This is a genomic window from Bradyrhizobium sp. SEMIA, assembly GCF_014844175.1.
Lineage (GTDB): Bacteria > Pseudomonadota > Alphaproteobacteria > Rhizobiales > Xanthobacteraceae > Bradyrhizobium > Bradyrhizobium arachidis.
Map to the genome: position 1 here is coordinate 9322360 of NZ_CP046601.1, position 20233 is coordinate 9342592.

Genomic DNA, 20233 nt, shown 5'->3' on the forward strand with positions numbered 1-20233 from the left:
AAATGTCTCTCGGCCGGCTTTTGCGGAAAGGAGCGCGCTGGCGGGAGGCCCGCCGGCGCAATTCGCTCGGAAAAACAGGTAGGAGACTGACGAGCGACCCGATCCGGACCTCGTTAGGGCTGCTTCCTTCCGGACCTGACCCGGTTGGCGAGTGGCTCGTCCACCGCCAATCTCCCGGTCCCTATTTGGGGCCAAAGGAAGCGGAAAGCAAGCGGGTATCGGCTCGAACCAGCGGGGTTTGCCCAGCATCCGGGCAAATCCGGATCTGCCCAGCCGATAGGCTGTGCTTTCACTGATGGGACCACCTTGCTAAGAACGCTGCCGGAACTCCACCCAACCAGAAAAGCGATTGATCCCAATGGTTACACGTCGTGATGTTGCATCGATTGTCGGACTTGGCGCGGTGACCGCGGCCGCGCTGGCCGCCCCGGCCGTGGCCCAGACCGCGGCGACCCGAACGAATCTACCTTCGCCCGCATCCGTCGCACCAAGAAGATGCGGATCGGTGCGGTCGGCGGCGGCGCGCCCTATTACATGAAGGACCTCGCCACCGGCCAGTGGAAGGGTTTCTACATCGACATCGCCAAGGGCCTCGCCGACGACATGGAGGCCGAGCTCGAGATCACCGAAACCACCTGGGGCAATTCGGTGCTCGATCTACAGTCCAACAAGATCGACATCTTCTTCGGCCTCAACCCGACGCCGAAGCGCGCGCTGGTGGTCGACTTCTCGGTGCCGGTCTTCAACAACGCCTTCGGCATCCTCTGCAAGAAGGACTTCAAGCCGAAGACCTGGGCCGAGCTGAACTCGCCGGACGTCAAGATCGCCGTCGACCAGGGCTCCTCGCACGACCAGGTCGTCAGCCGCCTGACGCCAAAGGCGCAGATCTCGCGCCTGAAGACCGCCGACGATGCCACCGCCGCGCTGCAGACCGGACGCGTCGACGCGCAGTGCCTGATCACCATGCTCTCGCTGACCGTCTTGAAGAAGAACCCCTCGCTCGGCCAGTTCGTGCTGCCGACGCCGATCTTCGCGACCACGTCCAACGCCGGCTTCCGCCGCGAGAACGACAAGACCTTCCGCGACTACGTCAACACCTGGATCGACTTCAACAAGGGCCTCGGCTTCATCCGCAACGCGATCATCACGAATATGGAGCTGGTGGGCGTGACGGAAGCGGACATTCCGCCGGGCGTGTCGTTGTAAATTTTCACACTGTCATTCCGGGGCGATGCGCTGCATCGAACCCGGAATCTCGAGATTCCGGGTTCGCCCTTTCGGGCGCCCCGGAATGACGGCACCGACGACGAGTAATCGCACGCATGTATCAGTGGGACTTCGGCATCCTCTGGAGCTATCGCTGGCTCTTTCTCAACGGGCTCGGCGTCACCGTCGGCTTCACCATCGTCATCGTCGTGTGCGGGCTGCTGTTCGGCCTGCTCGGCGCGTTCGGCAGCCTGTCGCGGTTCAGGGCCGTGCGTCTCACAGCCCTCGCCTTCATCGAGGCGTTCCGCTGCACGCCGATCCTGGTGCAGCTGATCTGGTTCTATTACGCGCTGCCGATCCTCGCCGGCGTCGAGATGACACCGATCACCGCATCGGCGCTGGCGCTCTCGCTCTATGGCGGCTCGTTCTATTCGGAGATCATCCGCGGCGGCATCATCTCGATCGACAAGGGCCAGTCGGAAGCCGGCGCCGCGCTCGGCATGACGCCGGGCCAGAGCATGCGGCGCATCGTGCTGCCGCAGGCGATCAAGCGCATGATCCCGGCCCTGATGAACCAGTCGATCATCCAGTTCAAGAACACCTCGCTGGTCTCGGTGCTGGCGGTGCCTGATCTGGTCTATCAAAGCCAGGTCGCGGCCCATGACAGCTACCGGCCGCTGGAGACCTACACGGCGGTCGCGGTCGCCTATGCGGCGATCCTGATCCCGCTCACCATCATCGTCCGCCGCGGCGAGAAGCGACTGGCGGTGAGCGAATGAGCGAGCCATCCAAGAACATTTCGAAAATCGAGATCCGCAGCCTGCGCAAGAGCTTTGGCAGCAACGAGGTTTTGAAGAACATCAACCTCGACGTCGCCAAGGGCGGCGTCGTCGCGCTGATCGGCCCGTCCGGCTCCGGCAAATCGACGCTGCTCCGCTGCATCAATCTCTTGGTCGTGCCCGACGGCGGCAGCGTCCGCGTCGGCGACACGCGCTTTGCGTTCGGTGAAGGCACCAAGCTGCCCGATGTGAAGACTCTCGCAAAGTTCCGCGCCACCACCGGCATGGTGTTCCAGCACTTCAACCTGTTTCCGCACATGACGACGCTGCAGAATGTGATGGAAGGGCCGGTCACCGTGCGCCGCATGGCCAAGGCGGACGCCGAGAAGCTCGCGCGGGCCCAGCTTGCAAAAGTCGGCCTTGCCGAGAAGGCCGACCAATATCCGGCAACGCTCTCCGGCGGACAGAAGCAGCGCGTCGCGATCGCGCGGGCGCTGGCGATGGAGCCTGATGTCATGCTGTTCGACGAGGCCACCTCGGCGCTCGACCCTGAGCTCGTCGGCGAGGTGCTCAATGTGATGCAGCGCCTGGCGTCCGAAGGCATGACCATGGTGATCGTGACCCACGAGATTGCCTTCGCCCGCGAGGTCGCCGACCGCCTGATCTTCATGCGCGACGGCGTCGTCGTGGAGGAAGGCCCGGCGCGGCAGGTGATCGACAATCCGCAGCAGGCCGCGACGCGCGCCTTCCTCAGCCATTTCCACCGCACCGGCGCGTTGCCGCCGGCCAACGCGACATCGTGATGCCTGATATCGATCGCGCCTATCTCGTCACCGGTGCCGCCAGCGGCATCGGCCGCGCCACCGCAAAATTGCTGGCGGCGCCCCGCACCGCGCTGCTGCTGCACACGCGCTCGAACGCGGAAGGTCTCGACGCCACTGCGGCAGAGGCTGAAGCGAAGGGCGCTATCGTCGCAAAGTGCCTCGGCGATCTCGCCGAAGAGGCTGCTGCCGCCAACGCCATCGCCGCCGCGCAAACCGCCTTCGGCCGGCTCGACGGATTGATCCTCGTCGGCGGCCACGCCCGCCGCGGCAGCGCGATCGGCACGCCGGCGGATCAATTCCGCCAGGCGATGGATGAATCCGCACTGGCCTTCACCCGCATGGTCGAGGCCGCGCTGCCGCTGCTGCGGGCAGGACGGGACGCGCGGATCGTCGCGGTATCGTCCTTCGTGGCGCACGCGATGCGGCCCGAATTCGCGCCGTTTGCGGCCACCGCGGCAAGCCGCTCCGCGCTGGAGGCGCTGGTGCGGCTCACCGCGGTCGAGCTTGCGAAAGACGGCATCGCCGTCAATGCTGTTTCACCGGGCCTCATCGTCAAGGACAAGCCGAGCGAAAGCCGGCTGTCGCCCGAGCAGATCGCCGCGACCGAAGCGCTGATCCCGATGCGCCGCCGCGGGCGGCCTGAGGAAGTCGCCGAGATCATCGCCTTCCTGGCGTCACCGAAGGCGTCCTACGTCACCGGCCAGGTCTGGCACGTCAATGGAGGCCTGACATGAGCGAAGCAACCATCGAACGCATCAGGCTGTTCCTGATCGAAAGCCCGATCAAGATGGCGCGCCTGCAGGGCGTCGGCAACGTCAAGGGCTCGGTGAAACGTGTGCTGCTCGAGCTCACTTCCAGCGACGGCGTCGTCGGCTGGGGCGAAGCCGCACCGTGGGAAGTGTTCACGGGAACGCCGGAGGCCGCGTTCTCCGCGCTCGACATTTACTTAAGGCCGATCCTGCTCGGCAAACCCGTGCGCCGCATCCGCGCGCTGATGACGGAGCTCGACCGCGCGCTGGTCGGACATGCCGAGGCGAAGGTCGCCATCGAGATGGCGCTGCTCGACATCGTCGGCAAGTCGTCGGGCCTGTCGGTTGCCGACCTGCTCGGGGGCCGCGTACGCGACACCATTCCCCTGTCATTCTCCATCGCTGATCCCGATTTCGCCGCTGACCTCGAGCGCATGCGAAAGATGGTTCCTGAAGGCAACGTCATCTACAAGGTCAAGACCGGCGTAAAACCGCATCACGAGGATCTCGATCATCTCGCAGCGATCCGGAAAGAGTTCGGCGACAAGGTCGATCTGCGCGTCGACTACAACCAGGCGCTGGCGCCGTTCGGCGCGATCAAGATCCTGCGCGATATCGAAGAGTTCGCGCCGACCTTCATCGAGCAGCCGGTGCCACGCAAATTTCCCGACGTGATGGCGCAGCTCACCGCGGCGCTGGAAACGCCCGTGCTTGCGGACGAAAGCTGCTTCGACCGCCGCGACATGATGGAGGTGGTGCGCCGCGAGGCGGCCGATGCCGTCTCGATCAAGCTGATGAAGGCCGGCGGCCTGTTCGAGGCGCAGGCGATCATGGCGATCGCCGACATCGCCGGCCTGCCCGGCTATGGCGGCACGCTGTGGGAGGGCGGCATTGGCCTTGCCGCCGGCACGCAGCTGATCGCGGCCACACCCGGCATCTCGCTCGGCTGTGAATTCTACATGCCGCATCACGTGCTGACCGAGGATGTGCTGGAAGAGCGCGTGGCGAACCGCGCCGGTCACGTCGTGGTGCCCGATGGTCCCGGCCTCGGCATCCGTGTCAGCGAAGCCTCGGTCCGCGCCAATGCGCGGGTGCTGGCGGAGGCGTAAGCCACCGGCGCGGCCACAAACTCGGTCGTCGTCCCGGGCAAGCGTCAGCGCAGACCCGGGACCCATAACCACGGGAAAAGTTGCGGCGCGAGCTGGCAACCACGAGTCTTCGCCAAATTTCTTCCTGTGGTTATGGGTCCCGGATCGGCGCTCCGCTTCGCTGCGCTTGTCCGGGACGACGACCGTCTATGCAATGGCAGCGGAGCCTTAACCTTCCCCTCGCTAACCCCGTATCGTATGGTCCGACCCAACCAGCCCGCCCCACGGGCCATCCGGAAACGCATATGTCTGATCCCGCCTGGTCGCTGCATTCCCGCCTGAAAGAGGACACCATCGACATCGGCGATCTGCCGCTGTCGAAGGTGCTGGTCATCAAGGACGCGCATTATCCCTGGCTCTTGCTGGTGCCGCGACGGGTCGATGCGGTCGAGATCATCGATCTCGACGAGGTGCAGCAGGCGCAACTGATGACCGAGATCTCTCGCGTCTCGCGCGCGCTGAAGGAGATCACCAAATGCGACAAGCTCAATGTCGCAGCGCTCGGCAACCTCGTGCCGCAGCTTCACGTTCACATCATCGCACGCCGCACCAGTGACGCCGCCTGGCCGCGGCCGGTCTGGGGCGTGATGCCGCCGCTGGCACACGATGCCGCAGAGGTTCAGAATTTCATCAGCGCGCTTCGCCGAAAAATCTGGTTGGGTTGAAAGAATAACAATGTCAGCATTCGACGCATTTCCGCTGGGGCAGCCGGCCTTCGTCACCAATGTCCTCGATCGCGCCGCGCATCTGCGCCGCGACGACGAAAAACTGTTCGCGCTGGAGCAGAAGTCCTCATCGCGCGCCTATGTGGTCTACCGCGACTCGCTGCTGGTGAAGCGCGACGGCGACAAGGCGCGCGCGCTGCTCGGAATCGACGAGGCGCTGAAATGCGGCGCCAATCCCGGCACGATCTTTCTGGGCCTGCGCGACGGTGCCGCGATGTTCGGCATGGGCCTGTCGCAGGCCGCCGCCGAAAAGCTGATCGGCCGCGAGGACTACACCGTCACCGAGCTGCGCGGCATGGCAATGCAGGGCGTGGTTCCGCCCGACGAGCTCTCGGCGATCGCGATGGCGAAGTCGATGGTCAGCTGGCATCAGCGCCATGGCTATTGCGCCAATTGCGGCGCGCGCAGCGCGATGAAGGAAGGCGGCTGGAAGCGCGAATGTCCCGCTTGCAAGGCCGAGCACTTTCCGCGCACCGATCCGGTCGTGATCATGCACGTGGCATCAGGCGAGAAATGCCTGCTCGGCCGCCAGAAGCAATTTCCGCCGGGCATGTTTTCGTGCCTCGCCGGCTTCGTCGAGGCCGCCGAGACGATCGAGGACGCGGTGCGCCGCGAGATATTCGAAGAATCCGGCATCCGCTGCACCGACGTGCAATATTACATGACGCAGCCGTGGCCCTATCCGTCGTCCCTGATGATCGGCTGCAGCGCGCGGGCGCTGAACGAGGACATCGTCGTCGATCACTCGGAGCTCGAGGACGCGCGCTGGTTCACGCGTGAGGAGGCGGCGAAGATGCTGATGCGGACGCATCCCGACGGGCTCGCCGGTCCGCATCCCTTCGCCATCGCCCATCACCTGCTCGGCCGCTGGGTGCACGACAAGAGCTGACCGCCGATGGCGCTACCTGCGACCGCGCCGCGCATCCTCTGCATCGGCATTCCCGTGCGCGACCTGACGTTTCGCGTCGATTCCGTGCCTGCGCGCGGCAGCAAGGCCAATGCCAGCCATCTCGCGGAGATCTGCGGCGGCAATGCGCTCAATGCCGCGATCGCGATTGCGCGACTTGGCGGCCGCGTCTCTTTCGCCGGACCGATGGGCGACGCCGACGAAACATCGAGCGGCTTCATCCTCGCGCGGATGGCCGCCGAGGGCATCGAGACCACGCACATCGTGCGCATGCCGGGTCTCATGACGCCCGTCTCCGCGATCATGATCGATGCGAGCGGCGAACGGACGCTGACCATCTATCGCGATCCCGGCCTGTGGCACGTGACATTGCCCGACGCCGGCGAACTGCTCGCCGATTGCCAGGCGCTGCTGGTCGAGAGCCGCTGCGGCGCCTTTTGCATCGATCTCTGCACTGAAGCACGCCGACGCGGCATTCCCGTCATCGTCGGCGTCGATCGCGCCATGTCGTTGCAGGACGGCCTGCTCACCGCCGCCTCGCACCTGCTGTTTTCGAGCGAGCAAATGCAGGAGACCGCCGGCATCGCTGAGGACGGCGACGCCTTGAAACGCCTCGCCGCCCTGACACTGGCCTTCCTCGCCGCCACCCGCGGCCCCCGCGGCACGATCTGGCTGAACGAGGCGGGCGCGCTGGAGGAGACGGCGGCCTTCCCGGTCGAGGCGGTCGATACGCTGGGCGCCGGCGACGTGTTCCACGGCGCCTTCACCCTTCGCCTCGCCGAGCGGGGCGACGTGCGGGAGGCGCTGCGATTCGCCGCGGCCGCCGCAGCGCTGAAATGCAGCCGCCATGGCGGCGGCCTGGCCGCCCCGCAACGTATTGAAGTTGAAGAGTTTTTGCGCCGCCTGCCCTAGAGCAATTCCATGGATGCGCCGAGATTATGGGCTTGCTGTGGAAGGATTTTCTCTATATCAGGGAAATCAGCCCCTGAAATGGAACAAAGTTCTTCAAATGACTGACCTCGCTGTCCAGATCCCCGAGACCAGCCGCCGCCTCGACGCCATCGACCGCAAGATCCTGATGGTACTCCAGGAGGATGCCTCCCTCTCCGTAGCCGAGATCGGCGACCGTGTCGGCCTGTCCTCGACCCCCTGTTGGAAGCGCATCCAGCGCCTCGAGGCCGACGGCGTGATCCTGAAGCGGGTCGCTCTCGTCGACCAGAACAAGATCGGGCTCGGCATCTCCGTGTTCGTCTCGGTCGAGAGCGCCGATCATTCCGACGCCTGGCTGAAGAAGTTCGCCGAAGCCGTCAGCGCGATGCCCGAGGTGATGGAATTCTACCGCATGGCCGGCGACGTCGATTACATGCTGCGCGTCGTGGTCGCGGACATGCAGGCCTATGACGTGTTCTACAAGAAGCTGATCAGCGCCGTGCCGCTGAAGAACGTCACCTCGCGCTTCGCGATGGAGAAGATCAAGTCGGTGACCGCGCTGCCGATCCCGGCGGTGGTGGCGGCGTAGGCTTCAGAGTTCACCACGCGAAAGCTGTCATCGCCCGCGAAAGCGGGCGATCCAGTATTCCAGAGACAGTGCGTGGATACGGAGAAGCCGCGGCGTACTGGATGCCCCGGTCAAGCCGGGGCATGACGGCGGAGGATGAAGGTGGCCGTCCAGCTGACGTCGCACCTCAAATCGTCTGATTGTACGCGCCGACCTCGGGATGGGTGCGCAGCACGCTGTTCACCATCTCGAACATGTCGTGCATGCGCTGCTCGGAGACCGGGCTTTCGACCACGACGACGAGCTCGGGCTTGTTGGAGGAGGCGCGCACCAAACCCCAGCTGCCGTCCTCGACGGTGACGCGCACGCCGTTGACGGTGACGAGATCGCGGATCGACTGACCGCCGATCTTCGCGCCCTTGGCCTGCAGGTCCTCGAAGTGCTTCACCACCTTGTCGATCACACCGTATTTGACCTCGTCGGCGCAATGCGGCGACATCGTCGGCGACGACCAGGTTTTCGGCAGCGCATCCTTCAGGTCCGCCATCGACTTACCGGGGGCGCGGTCGAGCATGTCGCAGATCGCGATCGCCGAGACCAGGCCGTCGTCGTAGCCGCGGCCATAGGGCTTGTTGAAGAAGAAATGGCCAGACTTCTCGAAGCCGGCGAGCGCGCCGGTCTCGTTGGTGCGGCGCTTCATGTAGGAATGGCCGGTCTTCCAATAGGCGGTCTTCGCGCCCTGCTTCTGCAGCACCGGATCGGTGACGAACAGGCCGGTCGACTTCACGTCGACGATGAAGTGCGCGTCCTTGTGGATTGCCGACATGTCGCGCGCCAGCATCACCCCGACCTTGTCGGCGAAAATCTCCTCGCCGGTGTTGTCGACGACGCCGCAGCGGTCGCCGTCGCCGTCGAAGCCGAGGCCGACATCGGCCTTGTGATGCAGCACGGCGTCGCGGATCGCGTGCAGCATCTCCATGTCTTCGGGGTTCGGATTGTATTTCGGGAAGGTGTGGTCGAGCTCGGTGTCGAGCGGGATCACCTCGCAACCGATCGCTTCCAGCACCTGCGGCGCGAACGCGCCGGCGGTGCCATTGCCGCAAGCCGCGACGACCTTGAGCTTGCGCGTCAGCTTCGGGCGGCCAGTGAGATCGGCGATGTAGCGCGCCGGATAGTTTTCGTGGAACTGGTAGGAGCCGCCGGCCGTGTTCTTGAATTCGGCGTTGAGGACGATCTCCTTCAGCCGCGTCATCTCGTCGGGACCGAAGGTCAGCGGACGGTTGGCACCCATCTTCACGCCGGTCCAGCCATTGTCGTTGTGCGAGGCCGTGACCATGGCAACGCAGGGCACGTCGAGATCGAACTGCGCGAAATAGGCCATCGGGGTCACGGCGAGGCCGATGTCGTGCACCTTGCAGCCCGCCGCCATCAGGCCGGAGATCAGCGCATATTTGATCGAGGCCGAATAGCCGCGGAAATCATGGCCGGTGACGATCTCCTGCTTGACGCCGAGCTCGGCGATCAACGCGCCCAGCCCCATGCCAAGCGCCTGGATTCCCATCAGGTTGATTTCCTTCTGGAACAGCCAGCGCGCGTCGTATTCGCGAAAGCCGGTCGGCTTCACCATCGGCTCGGATTCGAAGCCGTAGGTATTGGGCAAAAGTACGGATTTCGGCTTGGGAAACATTGAGACAATCTCGCGAATGGCTGGGATTGCCGCAGCCTTAGCGAATGCCGGGCTGCAGCGGAAGGAGGGAATGGCAGCTTATGGCTGATAATTGCGGCAGTTTGGTAACGGGAAAACCTTACTGTTGCTTCGCGATGCGCGCATCGTGCGGACGAAGCGCGGCAGAAATCTCGGCCAGGATTTGATCCGTTTCAGGCGGATGCGCATATTGTGCTTCACAATCTCTGATCGAGAATTCGTGTTGCAACCAATCCGCCTCGGCGCCTTTATCCAATCAGGATTACTCCGTCTCGCCCGGTAAGCGATCCACAATCGCCATGGTGGGGGGACGCGGCCAGCTGATCATTAGAGAATTAAGTCAAGCCTCCTCTCGAGCTCTCTCCTCGACGTAACGCGTAGGAGACAAAGCATGCGCATGGCACCGATCCTGGCTGCGATGGCAGCCGGCGTGACCTTGTCGATCTGCCAAACGATGACCGCTCATTCGGCCAACGAGAGGTTGTCTGGGCCGCCGACCAGTGCCTCGCCGGCGCCCCTCCACCTCAGGTTCGGCGATCTGACGCTTCCGCCGATGGCATATACGAAGTTCTGCCTGAACTACCGGGACGAGTGTCGCCCTCGCCTGCTGTTTCGTGGCGGTCCGGTTCACTTGACCGAGGCACGATGGAAGGATCTGAAAGAGGTCAACGAGACCGTAAACAGCAGCATCGTCCCGGAGCCGAACGAACTGGGTCTCGCCGCAGAAACCTGGCTGATCGATCCCGCGCGCGGCGACTGCAACGACTACGCCGTCAGCAAGCGCCACCGGCTCCTGAGTCGAGGCTGGCCCCAGCGGGCGCTTCTGCTCGGCGAGGTCGTGACCGTCTGGGGCAAGCGTCACCTGGTGTTGGTCGTTCGAACCCAGAGCGGCGATCTGGTGCTGGATAATCTGACGGCGCAGATCAGACCTTGGCCGCGCGCACCCTACCGCTGGATTCGCATTCAATCGCCGAGCGACCCGCGATATTGGAACTTCGTCGCACCCCGCAGCGTGTAGGGCTTCGCTTCGCCGTCAGGCCGGTGGATGGAGGCGCGTGCCTACTGCTCCAGCACCATCTGGCCGTTGGCGTATTCGAAGCGCTTGAGGCGGGACAGGAAGGAGAGGCCGAGCAGGTTCTCCGACAGCGCCTCGTCGGGAAGCACCATGGCATCGACGTCGCGCACGACGAGGCCGCCGACATCAAGCATGGCGATGCGGGTGCGCGCGGCCTTGATGGTCCCGTTGGCGGTGGAGACGGTGGCGTTGTACTCGCTGCGCGACGGGCGCAGGCCGAAGCGGGCCGCAGAGGTCTCGTTCAGCGCGACGACGGAAGCGCCGGTGTCGACCATGAAGCCGATGCGCTGGCCCTCGATCCGGCCCTCGGTCTGGAAATGACCGCGGCCATCGCGCGGGATGTTGAGCGTGCGGCCGCCGGCCGGCGCCGTGGCCGCAAGAGCGACCGTCGTGCGCGGCGCGGAGGTCGCGGACGCCGAGCTCATCTTGTCCGCCATCTGCGCCATGAAGGTGCCAAGGCCGATCATGACGGCCGCGATGATCATAATGTTACGCATCACACCACTTCCGAGCCGGAAAGCCCGATTTCACCACGCCACACGCCCGCCCGCGAGCGACGCCGCGGGCAGAGCGGTGCCATTTTGACGAAAAGGATGAGCGAACGGTTAATGCGGAAGCTTGAACCTCTTCCCGCAGGCTACGCATCGTGCGCTCGGGGCGCCGACAGTCTCCACAACGTCATGGCCGGGCTTGTCCCGGCCATCCACGTCTTGCCATGCAGCACAAAGAACGTGGATGCCCGGGACAAGCCCGGGCATGACGAGAATGTTCAAACGCGATCGCCCTGCCGCCTGCGGGCGAGGGAGACCGCATCTCACGTCCCGCGCGGCTTCGCGCGTCTTGTCGGCACGGCGCTGGCGGGATCGTCCGGCCAGGGATGGCGCGGGTAGCGGCCGCGCAAGTCGGAGCGGACCGCGGCATAGCTGCCGCGCCAGAAGCCGGGCAGATCGCGCGTCACCTGGACCGGGCGCTGCGCCGGCGACAGCAGTTCCAGCACCAGCGGCACCTTGCCGGCGGCAATCGAGGGATGGACGTTGAGACCGAACAATTCCTGCAGCCGCACCGCGATGGTCGGCCCCTGCCCCGCCTCATAGTCGATCGCGAGCACGCTGCCGGTCGGCGCCTCAAAATGCGTCGGCGCTTCGCGGTCGAGCCGCGCGCGCATCTCCCATGGCAATAGCGCCATCAATGCGTCGGAGAGATCGCCCGGCGAGATGTCCTTGAGCGCGATCTTGTCGTAGAGCGCCGGCACCAGCCAATCGTCGCGCCGCGCGATCAGCCCGTCGCCCGACAGATCGGGCCAGCTTTCGCCTTCGGCCTTGCGCAGGAACATCACGCGGTCGCGCCATTGTTTGGCGGCCTTCGACCAGGGCAGCCGGTCGAGGCCCACCGCGATCAGCCCGTCGGCAAAAATGTGCGCGGTGTCCTCCGAGGGCGACACGGCGAGTGTCGCCTCGGAGAGCGTGATCGCATGCAGCGCGCGCTTGCGCCGCGCGCGCAGCGCCATCGCGCCGCGGTCGAACGTAATCTCGTCGACGCTCTCGATATGCTCGGCGAAATGCCGCTCGATCTCGTCCTGCGTGATCTGCGCGGCGAGCAGGATGCGTCCGCTGGCGGCCGTGCCCGTCATCTCGCCGACCGCGATGTAGGGCGCGCGGGCGAGCGAAGACGTCTGCTCCACGGCAGCGCCGCGGCCATTGGCGAGCACGAAACTGCCATTGCCGCGGTTGCGTGCGACACGGTCCGGGAAGGCATAGGCGAGCATCAGGCCGGTGGAGAGATCGTCCGGCTCACCCGCTTTCTCTGTGACCGCCACCTGCGAGGCCCAGCGCCGCGCCAGATCACGCGCGCTGGCGGCACGCGGCGAGCGGTCGCGGCGAAACTGGTCGCGCCGGTGCTCGAGATCGACGCTGTCGCCGCCGAGGCCACGTTCGGTGATGATGGCCGCGATCTCGGCGGCGGCTTCGCCTTCGCCAGCGCGATGCGAATCCACGATCATGCGCGCCAGTCGCGGCGGCAGCGCCAGCGCGCGCAGGCTCTTGCCCTCCGCGGTGATGCGGCCATCGCCATCGAGCGCGTTGAGCTCGCTGAGCAGGCTTTTTGCTTCCTTCCAGGCCGGCTGCGGCGGCGGGTCGAGGAATGACAGCGCGGCAGGATCCGCGACGCCCCATTGCGCGAGGTCGAGCACCAGCGAGGACAGGTCGGCGCTGAGGATCTCCGGCTGGGTGTAGGGCGCAAGCGAAGCCGTCTGCGGCTCGTCCCAGAGCCGGTAGCAGACGCCGGGGCAGGACTCGAACCTGCAACCAGACCGTTATGAGTGACGGGATAAAGGGCGTGTTCGTTGATTTTCTTACGTTTTCATTCTGGTTTGATCGCGTTCGTCGCGTTTCGTCTACGCCGTTTCTGGTGCGAAACTGGTGCGTGGTCGCCAGCCAGCGATCAGGCAGTTGTCAAAACGTCTCGGTAATCTTGCTCAGGCGAGGGGGGCGATCCGGGTCAAATCCGCGGGCGCATGCCGCCTGCTCGATCATCCGATAGGCCGGAACGAGCATGGTGATCGCGTCGGTGACAGGGTCACCCTCGGCCAACCAGGGCAGCGAGCCATGCGGTCCGCCGCAGAGATGCAGCGCGATCTTTTGCTCACGCAATTCCTCCGCAAGTGCGTCAACCGTGGCCGCCGTTTCATCCATGAGGCGCATCATGACGACGGGCGTGCGCGACGACAGCGCCGCTCGTGGCCCATGCTGCAGCTCGGCGGCGCTCAGGCCGATGGAGGGCAGGCGCAGGATTTCCGAAAGCTTGAGCGCGATCTCCTTCGCCGAGCCCAGGGCCAGGCCCCGAGCCGCCACAAACACAGCTGACGCCTTGGCGAGATCATCAGCGATCTCGGACCAGTCGAGCGCCAGCGCGCGGTGCAGGCGCTCGGGCAGCCTGTCGAGGGCTGACCGCAGCGCACGATCTTGTGCCAGCTCGGCAACCAGTCCGGCACTGGCGGCCATCGAGCCGATGACGGTCTTTGTCGCCGCTACGGAGTGCTCTTGGCCGGCTTCGATCGGAACGACGAACTCCGCTTCGTCAGCCACCGGCGACGACGTCGTATTGACGATGGCAACGGTGTGGGCGCCCGAAGCGCGCGCCCACCTTGTCGCTGCGACGAGATCCGGGCTGCGCCCGGATTGCGAGATCACGATGAAAAGCGCATCGCGCAGCATCAAGGGCGTGCGAAATGCCGTGATCACCGAGGGAGCGCTTGCTGAAACGGGAAGGCGAAGCCGCGTCTCGACAAGGTATCTCAGGAAAACCCCGGCATGTCCGGAGCTTCCCCGACCACACACGACGCACAAGGGGACGGAGCCAAGCTCAATTCGCTGCGCGATGTCGCGCGTGGCGGGACGGCTACGAATGATTTTCGCGACGGTATCGGCGCTTTCCCCGATTTCACTCGCCATCGCGGATGTTGTCATGACTCAACCGCTCCGCCTTGCTTGCGTGCCGCCGGCGCCTTGGGAGGCTGGTCACGATGCGAGTCCGGATTCCCGGCGAGCTCGGCAAACACGCGCCGGAGATTGCCGTCGCCGTCTTTCAGAATGGTCTCCGCATCAGTCCTGTCGACGCCCAGCGCCAGAAGGACCGCCGTCTTGACGTCTCCTTCGGCCTGCTCCAGCGAGCGTGCCGCGTGCGACGGATCGCAGTCGGCGATTTGCGCCACCATGGCCTCGGCGCGCCGCTTCAGCTTGGCATTGGTCGGCTGCATGTTCACCATCATGCCGCGATACACCCGGCCAAGACGCAGCATGATTCCCGAGGAGATCAGGTTGAGCACGACCTTCTGCGCGGTGCCCGCCTTCATCCGCGTGGAGCCGGCGATCAGCTCGCGGCCGGTCTCGATCAGGATCGGAAACCTGGCCGATGCCAGCAGTGCGGTGCCAGGGTTGTTGGCGACACCGACCGTCACTGCACCGCAGGAGCCTGCCTGCTGCAGCGCCGCGACCGTGAACGGCGTCGTCCCGCTGGCGGCTACCGCAATCACTACATCATGCGGCGTGAGCCGCGCGGCATTGATCTGTGCGACCGCATCATCGATGTCATCCTCCGCACCCTCGATGCTGGCGACGAAGGCACTGTCTCCGCCGGCGACGATGAAGCGGACGCGCTCTTTGGGCCAGGCGAAGGTCGGCGTCAGCTCGGCGCCGTCCTGGACCGCCACGCGTCCCGAGGTGCCGGCGCCGACGTAGACAAGGCGACCGTGATCGCCCAGCGCCGCTTGGGCCGCTTCGGTCGCCGCGGTGATCGAGGGGAGGGCATGACCGATCGCAGCGACCGCCGCAAGCTGACCCTCCCACATCGCTTCCATCGCTGACGTCAGCGGCCATGCATCAAGGTCGGCAAATCTTAGATCGACGTCTTCGGTGGCCATACTGTTGATCCAAGCGCCATCAAACGCGGAACTTCGGAGCCTGTTCATGGTCGGTTTCTCTCCCGGGCAGGGCCAGCGTGGGTAGGTCCAGCCGCCCTCGCGCGACCAGTAACGCTCCGGCTGTTGCGTCGGCGTCAGGACGCTTCAGGCGGGTACGCAGGTCGGGCGTCAGCCACGGCGTAATGGCATCCGCGAGCCCACCCACCAGCGAGAGCCGATAGGTTCCTCTCGCCAGGAATAGATCGAGCAGATCGCCAATGGCATCGGCGGCGCGTTCGACAATGCGGCGGCCGACCGGATCGCCCTGATTGGCGTGCCGCATCACGATCGGTGCGAATGCGGCGTAGTCCGTGGCTCTGGCTTGTTCGGACCAGGCCACCGCCTGATAGGGATCATGGTCGAATGCGCCCAGCACCTCTTCAAGCAATGGCGTCAACTCGCGGCGGCGATCCGCAGCCCGCAGCGCCAGTCGGACAACCTGTAGGCCGATGTCGGCGCCGCTGCCTTCGTCCGACACGGGAAAACCGTAACCGGCGAGACGGATCTCGCGGCCGTCGACCAGGCCGACACCGACCGAGCCCGTGCCGGCCACGACGATTGCCCCGTCCGCGCCGCTATGGGCGCCAAGACAGGCCGCGAGGCCGTCGCCGATGAAGTTAACGGACGCAAAGGGATGCGCGATTTTGCTGAGCGCCGCTTTCGCGCCCCGGCGGCCAATACCGGCAAGGCCAATACCGGCGTGCATTTGCGCGAAATCCTCGCGGCTCAGTCCGGCCTGTGTGGCCGCAGCTTCCGTGGCCTCCATGATGGACGGCCAGGCCTTGTCAACGCCGATCCGCGTCGTGGCCGGTCCCGAGTTCGCTTCTCCGAGCGCCGTGCCGTTTTCGTCTTCGATCCGGGCGCGACAGCGGGTTCCGCCCCCATCAATGCCGAGATACGTGGTACCTTTTGTTCCCATGGAACGTTAACGCGAAGGTTTCGCTTCGGGTCCGCACAAGGTCCCCTGGCGTACATATGAACTCTTTTGGCAGAGACGCCTCACGAGTCCGTGACGGCCATTCCCGGATCGATACTGATGGGCCACGCTGGTTCTGCCTCTCTCACGATTGCCGCACAGCACATCTTTGATGGGACCGACATGCGCGGGCCGGGGTCGGTCACGATCTCGCAGGGACGGATTGAAAGCATCAGCTTCGAGGAGGCCGCGCCGGCGTCAATCCGCCTTCCCCACGATGCGATCCTTGCACCCGCATTCATCGACATCCAGGTGAACGGAGGCGGGGGCGTTCTTCTCAACGACCAGCCGACGGAGGCCGGCGTTCGACGCATCGTCGAGGCGCACCGCAAGGCCGGAACCACGGGCTGCTTGCCTACTCTCATCACCGATCGACCCGAGGTCGTCGAACGATTGGCCGTAGCAGCCGAGGGGTGCCTCGATATTCCCGGCGTGCTCGGCTTTCATCTGGAAGGTCCGGCGCTCAACAGGTCTCGCAAGGGCATTCATCCGGAAGCCGAGATACGCGTGCCCGATCGGCGCGACCTCGCCGCCATCAAAAGCTTCGGGGATCGCGGCCGCTCGATGGTGACCTTGGCCCCGGAATGCGTGCCCGCCTCCATGATCGATGAATTGGTCGGCGCCGGATTGCGTATCGCAGCTGGCCACAGCGATGCCAGCGCAGCCGAGATCCGGCAGGCGGTCGATCACGGTATCTCGGGGGTGACCCATTTGTTCAACGCCATGTCGCAGTTGAGCGCCCGGGAGCCGGGCCTGGTGGGCGCCGCGCTGGAGGATGACCGGCTGTTTGCCGGAATCATCTGCGACGGCATTCACGTTGACCGCGCCGCTTTGCGCGTTGCCTTCCGCTGCAAGGGACGCGATCGATTGATGCTGGTCAGCGATGCCATGCCGTCGGTAGGCACGGACGACCGGCAATTCCTGCTGCAAGGACGGCAGATCACGTTGCACGACAATCGCCTGACCGGCAGTGATGGCACACTCGCGGGCGCTCACCTCACCATGATCGAGGCGGTCCGCAACGCTGTTGCGCTCGTTGGAATCTCCCTCGTCGATGCCCTCATCATGTCGTCCCGGACGCCCGCGGCATTTCTGGGTCTTGGGTCCGCCCTTGGACGGATCGCGCCCGGATACCGCGCGGATCTTGTCGCCTTTAATCCGAACTTTGAGGTCGTCGGCACATGGATCGGCGGCGTCGGTTCGATGGGCGAGGCAGCCACGGCTTCCGAGCGAGGCTAGATGCGCAACCATCCCATCATCGTGCAGAAATATGGTGGTGTCTGCCTTGAAACACCGGCGAAGATTCGCGCGGTTGCGCGCAGTCTCGCCGACCTGCACGGCCGCGGTCATCGTGTCGTCGCGATCGTCTCCGCCATGGGCACGACCACCGACCAGTTGATCCAGATGGCTCATCAGGTCAGCCCGACTCCCAACCGCCGCGAGCTCGATATGCTGCTGACGACGGGTGAGCGCATCAGCATGTCCCTGATGAGCATGGCGCTTTCCGATCTCGGCGTGGCTGCAATCAGCTTCACCGGCAGCCAGGCTGGCGTGATGACAGACGACTCCCATTCCGCCGCACGCATTCTGGATGTTCGGCCCGTTCGCGTGCGTGAGGAGCTCGATCGCGGCCGCGTTGTCGTGCTGGCAGGATTTCAAGGTGTGAACCCGGCGACCAGGGAAATCACCACCCTCGGCCGGGGCGGCAGCGACACCACGGCGGTTGCGATGGCTGCGGCGCTGAAAGCCGAACGCTGTGAAATCATCAAGGAGGTCGACGGCATTTGTTCGGCGGATCCGCGCATCGTGAAGGACGCAAAGCCACTCCGGCAGGTCGATTTCGCATCGCTGTCGGAGATGTGTTTCTGGGGTGCAAAGATCCTGCATTTTCGCAGCGTCGAGCTGGCGCAAAGTCAGGACGTGCCTCTGGTCCTCAAGCAGTGGGGTGGCGTCGAGCACAGCACGCAAGTGATGAAAGAGGTTTTGGGCATGGAAAACGGGAAGGTTCTGGCCGTCAACTCGATAGCGCGCATCGAGCATGTTGAAATCGATTCCAGCGATCTCAATCACGGTTTCGAGAAACTCGCGCAGCATCTCAAGCAAAACAGCCTGTCCTGGCCGCAGCTCCTTGCATCACACTTCGCCGCAGGAAAAACCAGCATGACCCTGGCCTGCGAAACGGAGTGGCTGGATGCCCTGCTGCGCACGCTGGAGCACGCCAACGACCTTCGCAGGCGGCGCGAGGCTTCGAGCTCGGTGAGTCTCACCTGCTTCGGCGGCGTTTCGTCGGAATTGCCGTTCAGGGCGTTGCAGGTTCTCAGGGGTCACGGGATTGTCCCCGACACCTACGTTTTGTCGCCGCATTCGGTCAGTCTGTTCATCCCCGCGGAGAGCCGGGAAGCCGCAGTGAAGGCGTTGCATTCGCTTGTTCAGCAGACATAGGCCGTTTGATTTCATTGGTGGGCCCGGCAGGACTCGAACCTGCAACCAGACCGTTATGAGCGGCGGACTATCGATCAGGTTCTTTGATTTTGCTGCGTTTTCGTTTGATTTTGATTGCGTTCGTTGTGGTCTGTTCACGTCGTTTCTGGTGCGAAACTGGTGCGGTCAGTGAGATTTAGGTAGGCACTTCACACTCGGCACGTTAGGGCCACAGTTCTGTCCCATGATGGATTGGACCGGGACATCGCAAAAAGCAAAGCATCATCAGCACTTAAGCCGCAGCTTGATCGAGCATGTCGTACCAAATGTAATACTGCCACCGCTCGGAGCTCGACGAGAAGGTGTCGTCGCGCGCCGGCGTCTGCCCTGCGGCTATAGCGTAGCGCGACGCACCTGCGCGCCGCAGTAGGCGATATGCGTCTGCGTCGGCGCGTGCAACGGTCTGCACGATCCATTCAGCTCGGACCTTTTGCGTGCGTCGTGGGCGAAGGCGCGCGCGAGTTTTAAGCAACTCGCCTGAGGGCACCAAAAAAGACAGATGCGGTTCGCCGCCTAGGTCGTCAAAGCTGCCATTTCTTTTCTGGCTACCTCGACTCTGGCATCAAGGTATTTGGCTAAATCCAGAAGGTGGATGCCTTTGGCGCATTTCTGGCTTGCTTCCATTCGTACCAGAGGGATGGCTATTTCGCCTGCGCTGATCTTCTGCACCAGCTTGGTCGGATTCAGGTGTGAGAAGTAATCCCGACATACATCTTCAATGGGGATGATGGCCTTACCTCCGTACTGCGCCATCAAAAGGAATGAAGTGTTCATTGGGCCAGGTCTCAACTGATCGCTATTCTATCTAGCTTGAGACGCTTTCGGCCTGTCGATCTATTTCTGTCGTCGGCGGAATTTGGCTTGCCTAGCGTAGTAAAAGGTCGCTTGGCGTGCTGCCCATCGTCAATGCAGGTCCCGTATCTGGCGTAGTTATCTTGGGCATTCCGTATCTTCGTGTCGACAGCGAGGCTCGGCGAGCGCAGCGCGAAGAGCCTGGTCGGCGAGAGCCGACGCCCCCAATCACGGCTTCCTCAGCTCTCCTAATCGTTTTCACAATTGCTCAAAATTTTCTTACCCAATGCAACCTGCTAGCAGGCGCCCGTGCTAGAACATGCTGCAATTCCATTGAACGGATATCTAACAATGGCAGAAATCGAAACGATCAAGTGCAACTTCATCGGTGACTTCAAGGTCGGCGACAACATTCTGGTCAATGGGAAGGCTTTGTGTCGTTTGAGTTCGACTAACGAAGGCAATACGTTCAACAAGCTCATGGTGGTTCAAGCGGGCTCGATCGTTGAAGCCGCGCTCGACCAGATCATCTATCGGGCACAAAATTACACCACGGAAGGCGTCCCCAATATTCCGGCTGAAGCCCTCAAGAAAATCCGCGAGACCGAGATCGAGCGATTTAACAACATCATTCAGGCCATGAAGACCCACAAGCTTCTCGATGGTCTGGGCGCGACGATTTACGATGACCTGCATTTGCTGCGCGAGTTTCGCAACCGCGTGCATATTCAATTCGACGATAAACCCAAGGGAGTAGGCCGAAACGACCACGACGCCTTTACCACTAAAAATGTCGCGTGGTCGCTTGAGCTGTGCATCAAAACCTTGAAGCATTTGAGCGAGAAATTTCCGCGGCCTGAAACGCTGGGCGTGTTTGCGCACGACGTTTCCATCCCGAAAAGTTAGACGATA

General features: G+C 63.8%; 19 protein-coding genes, 1 other RNA gene and 2 pseudogenes. 13 read left to right on the plus strand and 9 right to left on the minus strand.

Features of this window, described 5'->3' with window-relative positions; translation table 11 throughout:
* Nucleotides 1–78 precede the first annotated feature (78 nt).
* Nucleotides 79–175: signal recognition particle sRNA small type (gene ffs, locus FOM02_RS44730), an RNA gene on the minus strand.
* Between the two features lie 183 nt (nucleotides 176–358).
* On the opposite strand from ffs, the pseudogene FOM02_RS44735 reads away from it, so the two are divergent.
* The 9 genes and pseudogenes from FOM02_RS44735 to FOM02_RS44775 all read left to right on the plus strand — a co-directional run bounded on the left by FOM02_RS44735 (nucleotide 359) and on the right by FOM02_RS44775 (nucleotide 7857).
* A pseudogene (locus FOM02_RS44735) lies at nucleotides 359–1206 on the plus strand (transporter substrate-binding domain-containing protein).
* A gap of 116 nt (nucleotides 1207–1322) precedes the next feature.
* Nucleotides 1323–1985 (plus strand): amino acid ABC transporter permease, encoded by a 663-nt coding sequence (locus FOM02_RS44740; protein ID WP_027561566.1) that lies wholly within the window; start codon nucleotides 1323–1325, stop codon nucleotides 1983–1985.
* Complete coding sequence (locus FOM02_RS44745) at nucleotides 1982–2788, plus strand: amino acid ABC transporter ATP-binding protein (RefSeq protein ID WP_027561567.1); 807 nt, start codon at nucleotides 1982–1984, stop codon at nucleotides 2786–2788. The genes FOM02_RS44740 and FOM02_RS44745 overlap by 4 nt, the downstream gene beginning before the upstream one ends.
* Entirely contained in the window at nucleotides 2788–3543 is a 756-nt protein-coding gene (locus tag FOM02_RS44750; protein ID WP_027561568.1) for an SDR family NAD(P)-dependent oxidoreductase, read from the plus strand. The genes FOM02_RS44745 and FOM02_RS44750 overlap by 1 nt, the downstream gene beginning before the upstream one ends.
* Nucleotides 3540–4667 (plus strand): muconate cycloisomerase family protein, encoded by a 1128-nt coding sequence (locus FOM02_RS44755; protein WP_027561569.1) that lies wholly within the window; start codon nucleotides 3540–3542, stop codon nucleotides 4665–4667. The genes FOM02_RS44750 and FOM02_RS44755 overlap by 4 nt, the downstream gene beginning before the upstream one ends.
* A gap of 284 nt (nucleotides 4668–4951) precedes the next feature.
* Nucleotides 4952–5371, plus strand: a complete 420-nt coding sequence (locus FOM02_RS44760) for an HIT domain-containing protein (RefSeq protein ID WP_027561570.1) — start codon at nucleotides 4952–4954, stop codon at nucleotides 5369–5371.
* A gap of 10 nt (nucleotides 5372–5381) precedes the next feature.
* Nucleotides 5382–6320, plus strand: coding sequence for an NAD(+) diphosphatase (gene nudC, locus FOM02_RS44765; protein WP_027561571.1), 939 nt, complete (start codon nucleotides 5382–5384; stop codon nucleotides 6318–6320).
* A gap of 6 nt (nucleotides 6321–6326) precedes the next feature.
* On the plus strand, nucleotides 6327–7250 hold the full coding sequence (locus FOM02_RS44770; RefSeq protein WP_027561572.1) for a PfkB family carbohydrate kinase: 924 nt from the start codon (nucleotides 6327–6329) through the stop codon (nucleotides 7248–7250).
* Between the two features lie 97 nt (nucleotides 7251–7347).
* Nucleotides 7348–7857 carry an Lrp/AsnC family transcriptional regulator gene (locus tag FOM02_RS44775; RefSeq protein ID WP_027547489.1) on the plus strand — a complete coding sequence of 170 codons (510 nt, stop codon included), beginning with the start codon at nucleotides 7348–7350 and terminating at the stop codon, nucleotides 7855–7857.
* 166 nt (nucleotides 7858–8023) lie between these two features.
* Here FOM02_RS44775 and FOM02_RS44780 read toward each other — a convergent pair whose 3' ends face one another.
* Nucleotides 8024–9523 (minus strand): phosphomannomutase/phosphoglucomutase, encoded by a 1500-nt coding sequence (locus FOM02_RS44780; RefSeq protein ID WP_027561573.1) that lies wholly within the window; start codon nucleotides 9521–9523, stop codon nucleotides 8024–8026.
* 118 nt (nucleotides 9524–9641) lie between these two features.
* Nucleotides 9642–9797 carry a hypothetical protein gene (locus FOM02_RS44785; RefSeq protein ID WP_156950901.1) on the minus strand — a complete coding sequence of 52 codons (156 nt, stop codon included), beginning with the start codon at nucleotides 9795–9797 and terminating at the stop codon, nucleotides 9642–9644.
* 135 nt (nucleotides 9798–9932) lie between these two features.
* On the opposite strand from FOM02_RS44785, the gene FOM02_RS44790 reads away from it, so the two are divergent.
* Nucleotides 9933–10559 carry a transglutaminase-like cysteine peptidase gene (locus FOM02_RS44790; RefSeq protein WP_027561574.1) on the plus strand — a complete coding sequence of 209 codons (627 nt, stop codon included), beginning with the start codon at nucleotides 9933–9935 and terminating at the stop codon, nucleotides 10557–10559.
* Between the two features lie 41 nt (nucleotides 10560–10600).
* On the opposite strand, the gene FOM02_RS44795 is transcribed toward FOM02_RS44790, so the two are convergent.
* From FOM02_RS44795 to FOM02_RS44815, 5 genes and pseudogenes are all read right to left on the minus strand, one after another.
* Nucleotides 10601–11113 (minus strand): TIGR02281 family clan AA aspartic protease, encoded by a 513-nt coding sequence (locus FOM02_RS44795; RefSeq protein WP_027561575.1) that lies wholly within the window; start codon nucleotides 11111–11113, stop codon nucleotides 10601–10603.
* 317 nt (nucleotides 11114–11430) lie between these two features.
* Nucleotides 11431–12900, minus strand: a pseudogene (locus FOM02_RS44800) (ATP-dependent helicase C-terminal domain-containing protein); the annotation flags it as partial.
* 166 nt (nucleotides 12901–13066) lie between these two features.
* Nucleotides 13067–14080 (minus strand): SIS domain-containing protein, encoded by a 1014-nt coding sequence (locus tag FOM02_RS44805; protein ID WP_027562628.1) that lies wholly within the window; start codon nucleotides 14078–14080, stop codon nucleotides 13067–13069.
* A complete protein-coding gene (locus FOM02_RS44810; protein ID WP_027562629.1) occupies nucleotides 14077–15033 on the minus strand; it encodes an N-acetylmuramic acid 6-phosphate etherase in 957 nt (318 codons plus the stop codon). The genes FOM02_RS44805 and FOM02_RS44810 overlap by 4 nt, the downstream gene beginning before the upstream one ends.
* A 19-nt stretch (nucleotides 15034–15052) precedes the next feature.
* Entirely contained in the window at nucleotides 15053–15991 is a 939-nt protein-coding gene (locus FOM02_RS44815) for a BadF/BadG/BcrA/BcrD ATPase family protein (protein ID WP_027562630.1), read from the minus strand.
* Between the two features lie 117 nt (nucleotides 15992–16108).
* Here FOM02_RS44815 and nagA point away from each other — a divergent pair, with 117 nt between their 5' ends.
* Nucleotides 16109–17287: an N-acetylglucosamine-6-phosphate deacetylase gene (nagA, locus tag FOM02_RS44820; RefSeq protein WP_027562631.1), complete on the plus strand. Its 1179-nt coding sequence runs from the start codon at nucleotides 16109–16111 to the stop codon at nucleotides 17285–17287.
* Nucleotides 17288–18490 carry an aspartate kinase gene (locus tag FOM02_RS44825; RefSeq protein WP_027562632.1) on the plus strand — a complete coding sequence of 401 codons (1203 nt, stop codon included), beginning with the start codon at nucleotides 17288–17290 and terminating at the stop codon, nucleotides 18488–18490.
* Nucleotides 18491–19042: 552 nt separating this feature from the next.
* On the opposite strand, the gene FOM02_RS44830 is transcribed toward FOM02_RS44825, so the two are convergent.
* Entirely contained in the window at nucleotides 19043–19303 is a 261-nt protein-coding gene (locus FOM02_RS44830) for a pyocin activator PrtN family protein (RefSeq protein ID WP_027562690.1), read from the minus strand.
* 369 nt (nucleotides 19304–19672) lie between these two features.
* Between FOM02_RS44830 and FOM02_RS44835 the strand changes: the two genes are divergently transcribed.
* The gene (locus FOM02_RS44835) at nucleotides 19673–20227 is read left to right on the plus strand and encodes a hypothetical protein (RefSeq protein ID WP_265441213.1); all 555 of its coding nucleotides are present in this window, start codon (nucleotides 19673–19675) and stop codon (nucleotides 20225–20227) included.
* The last annotated feature ends 6 nt before the right edge of the window (nucleotides 20228–20233 follow it).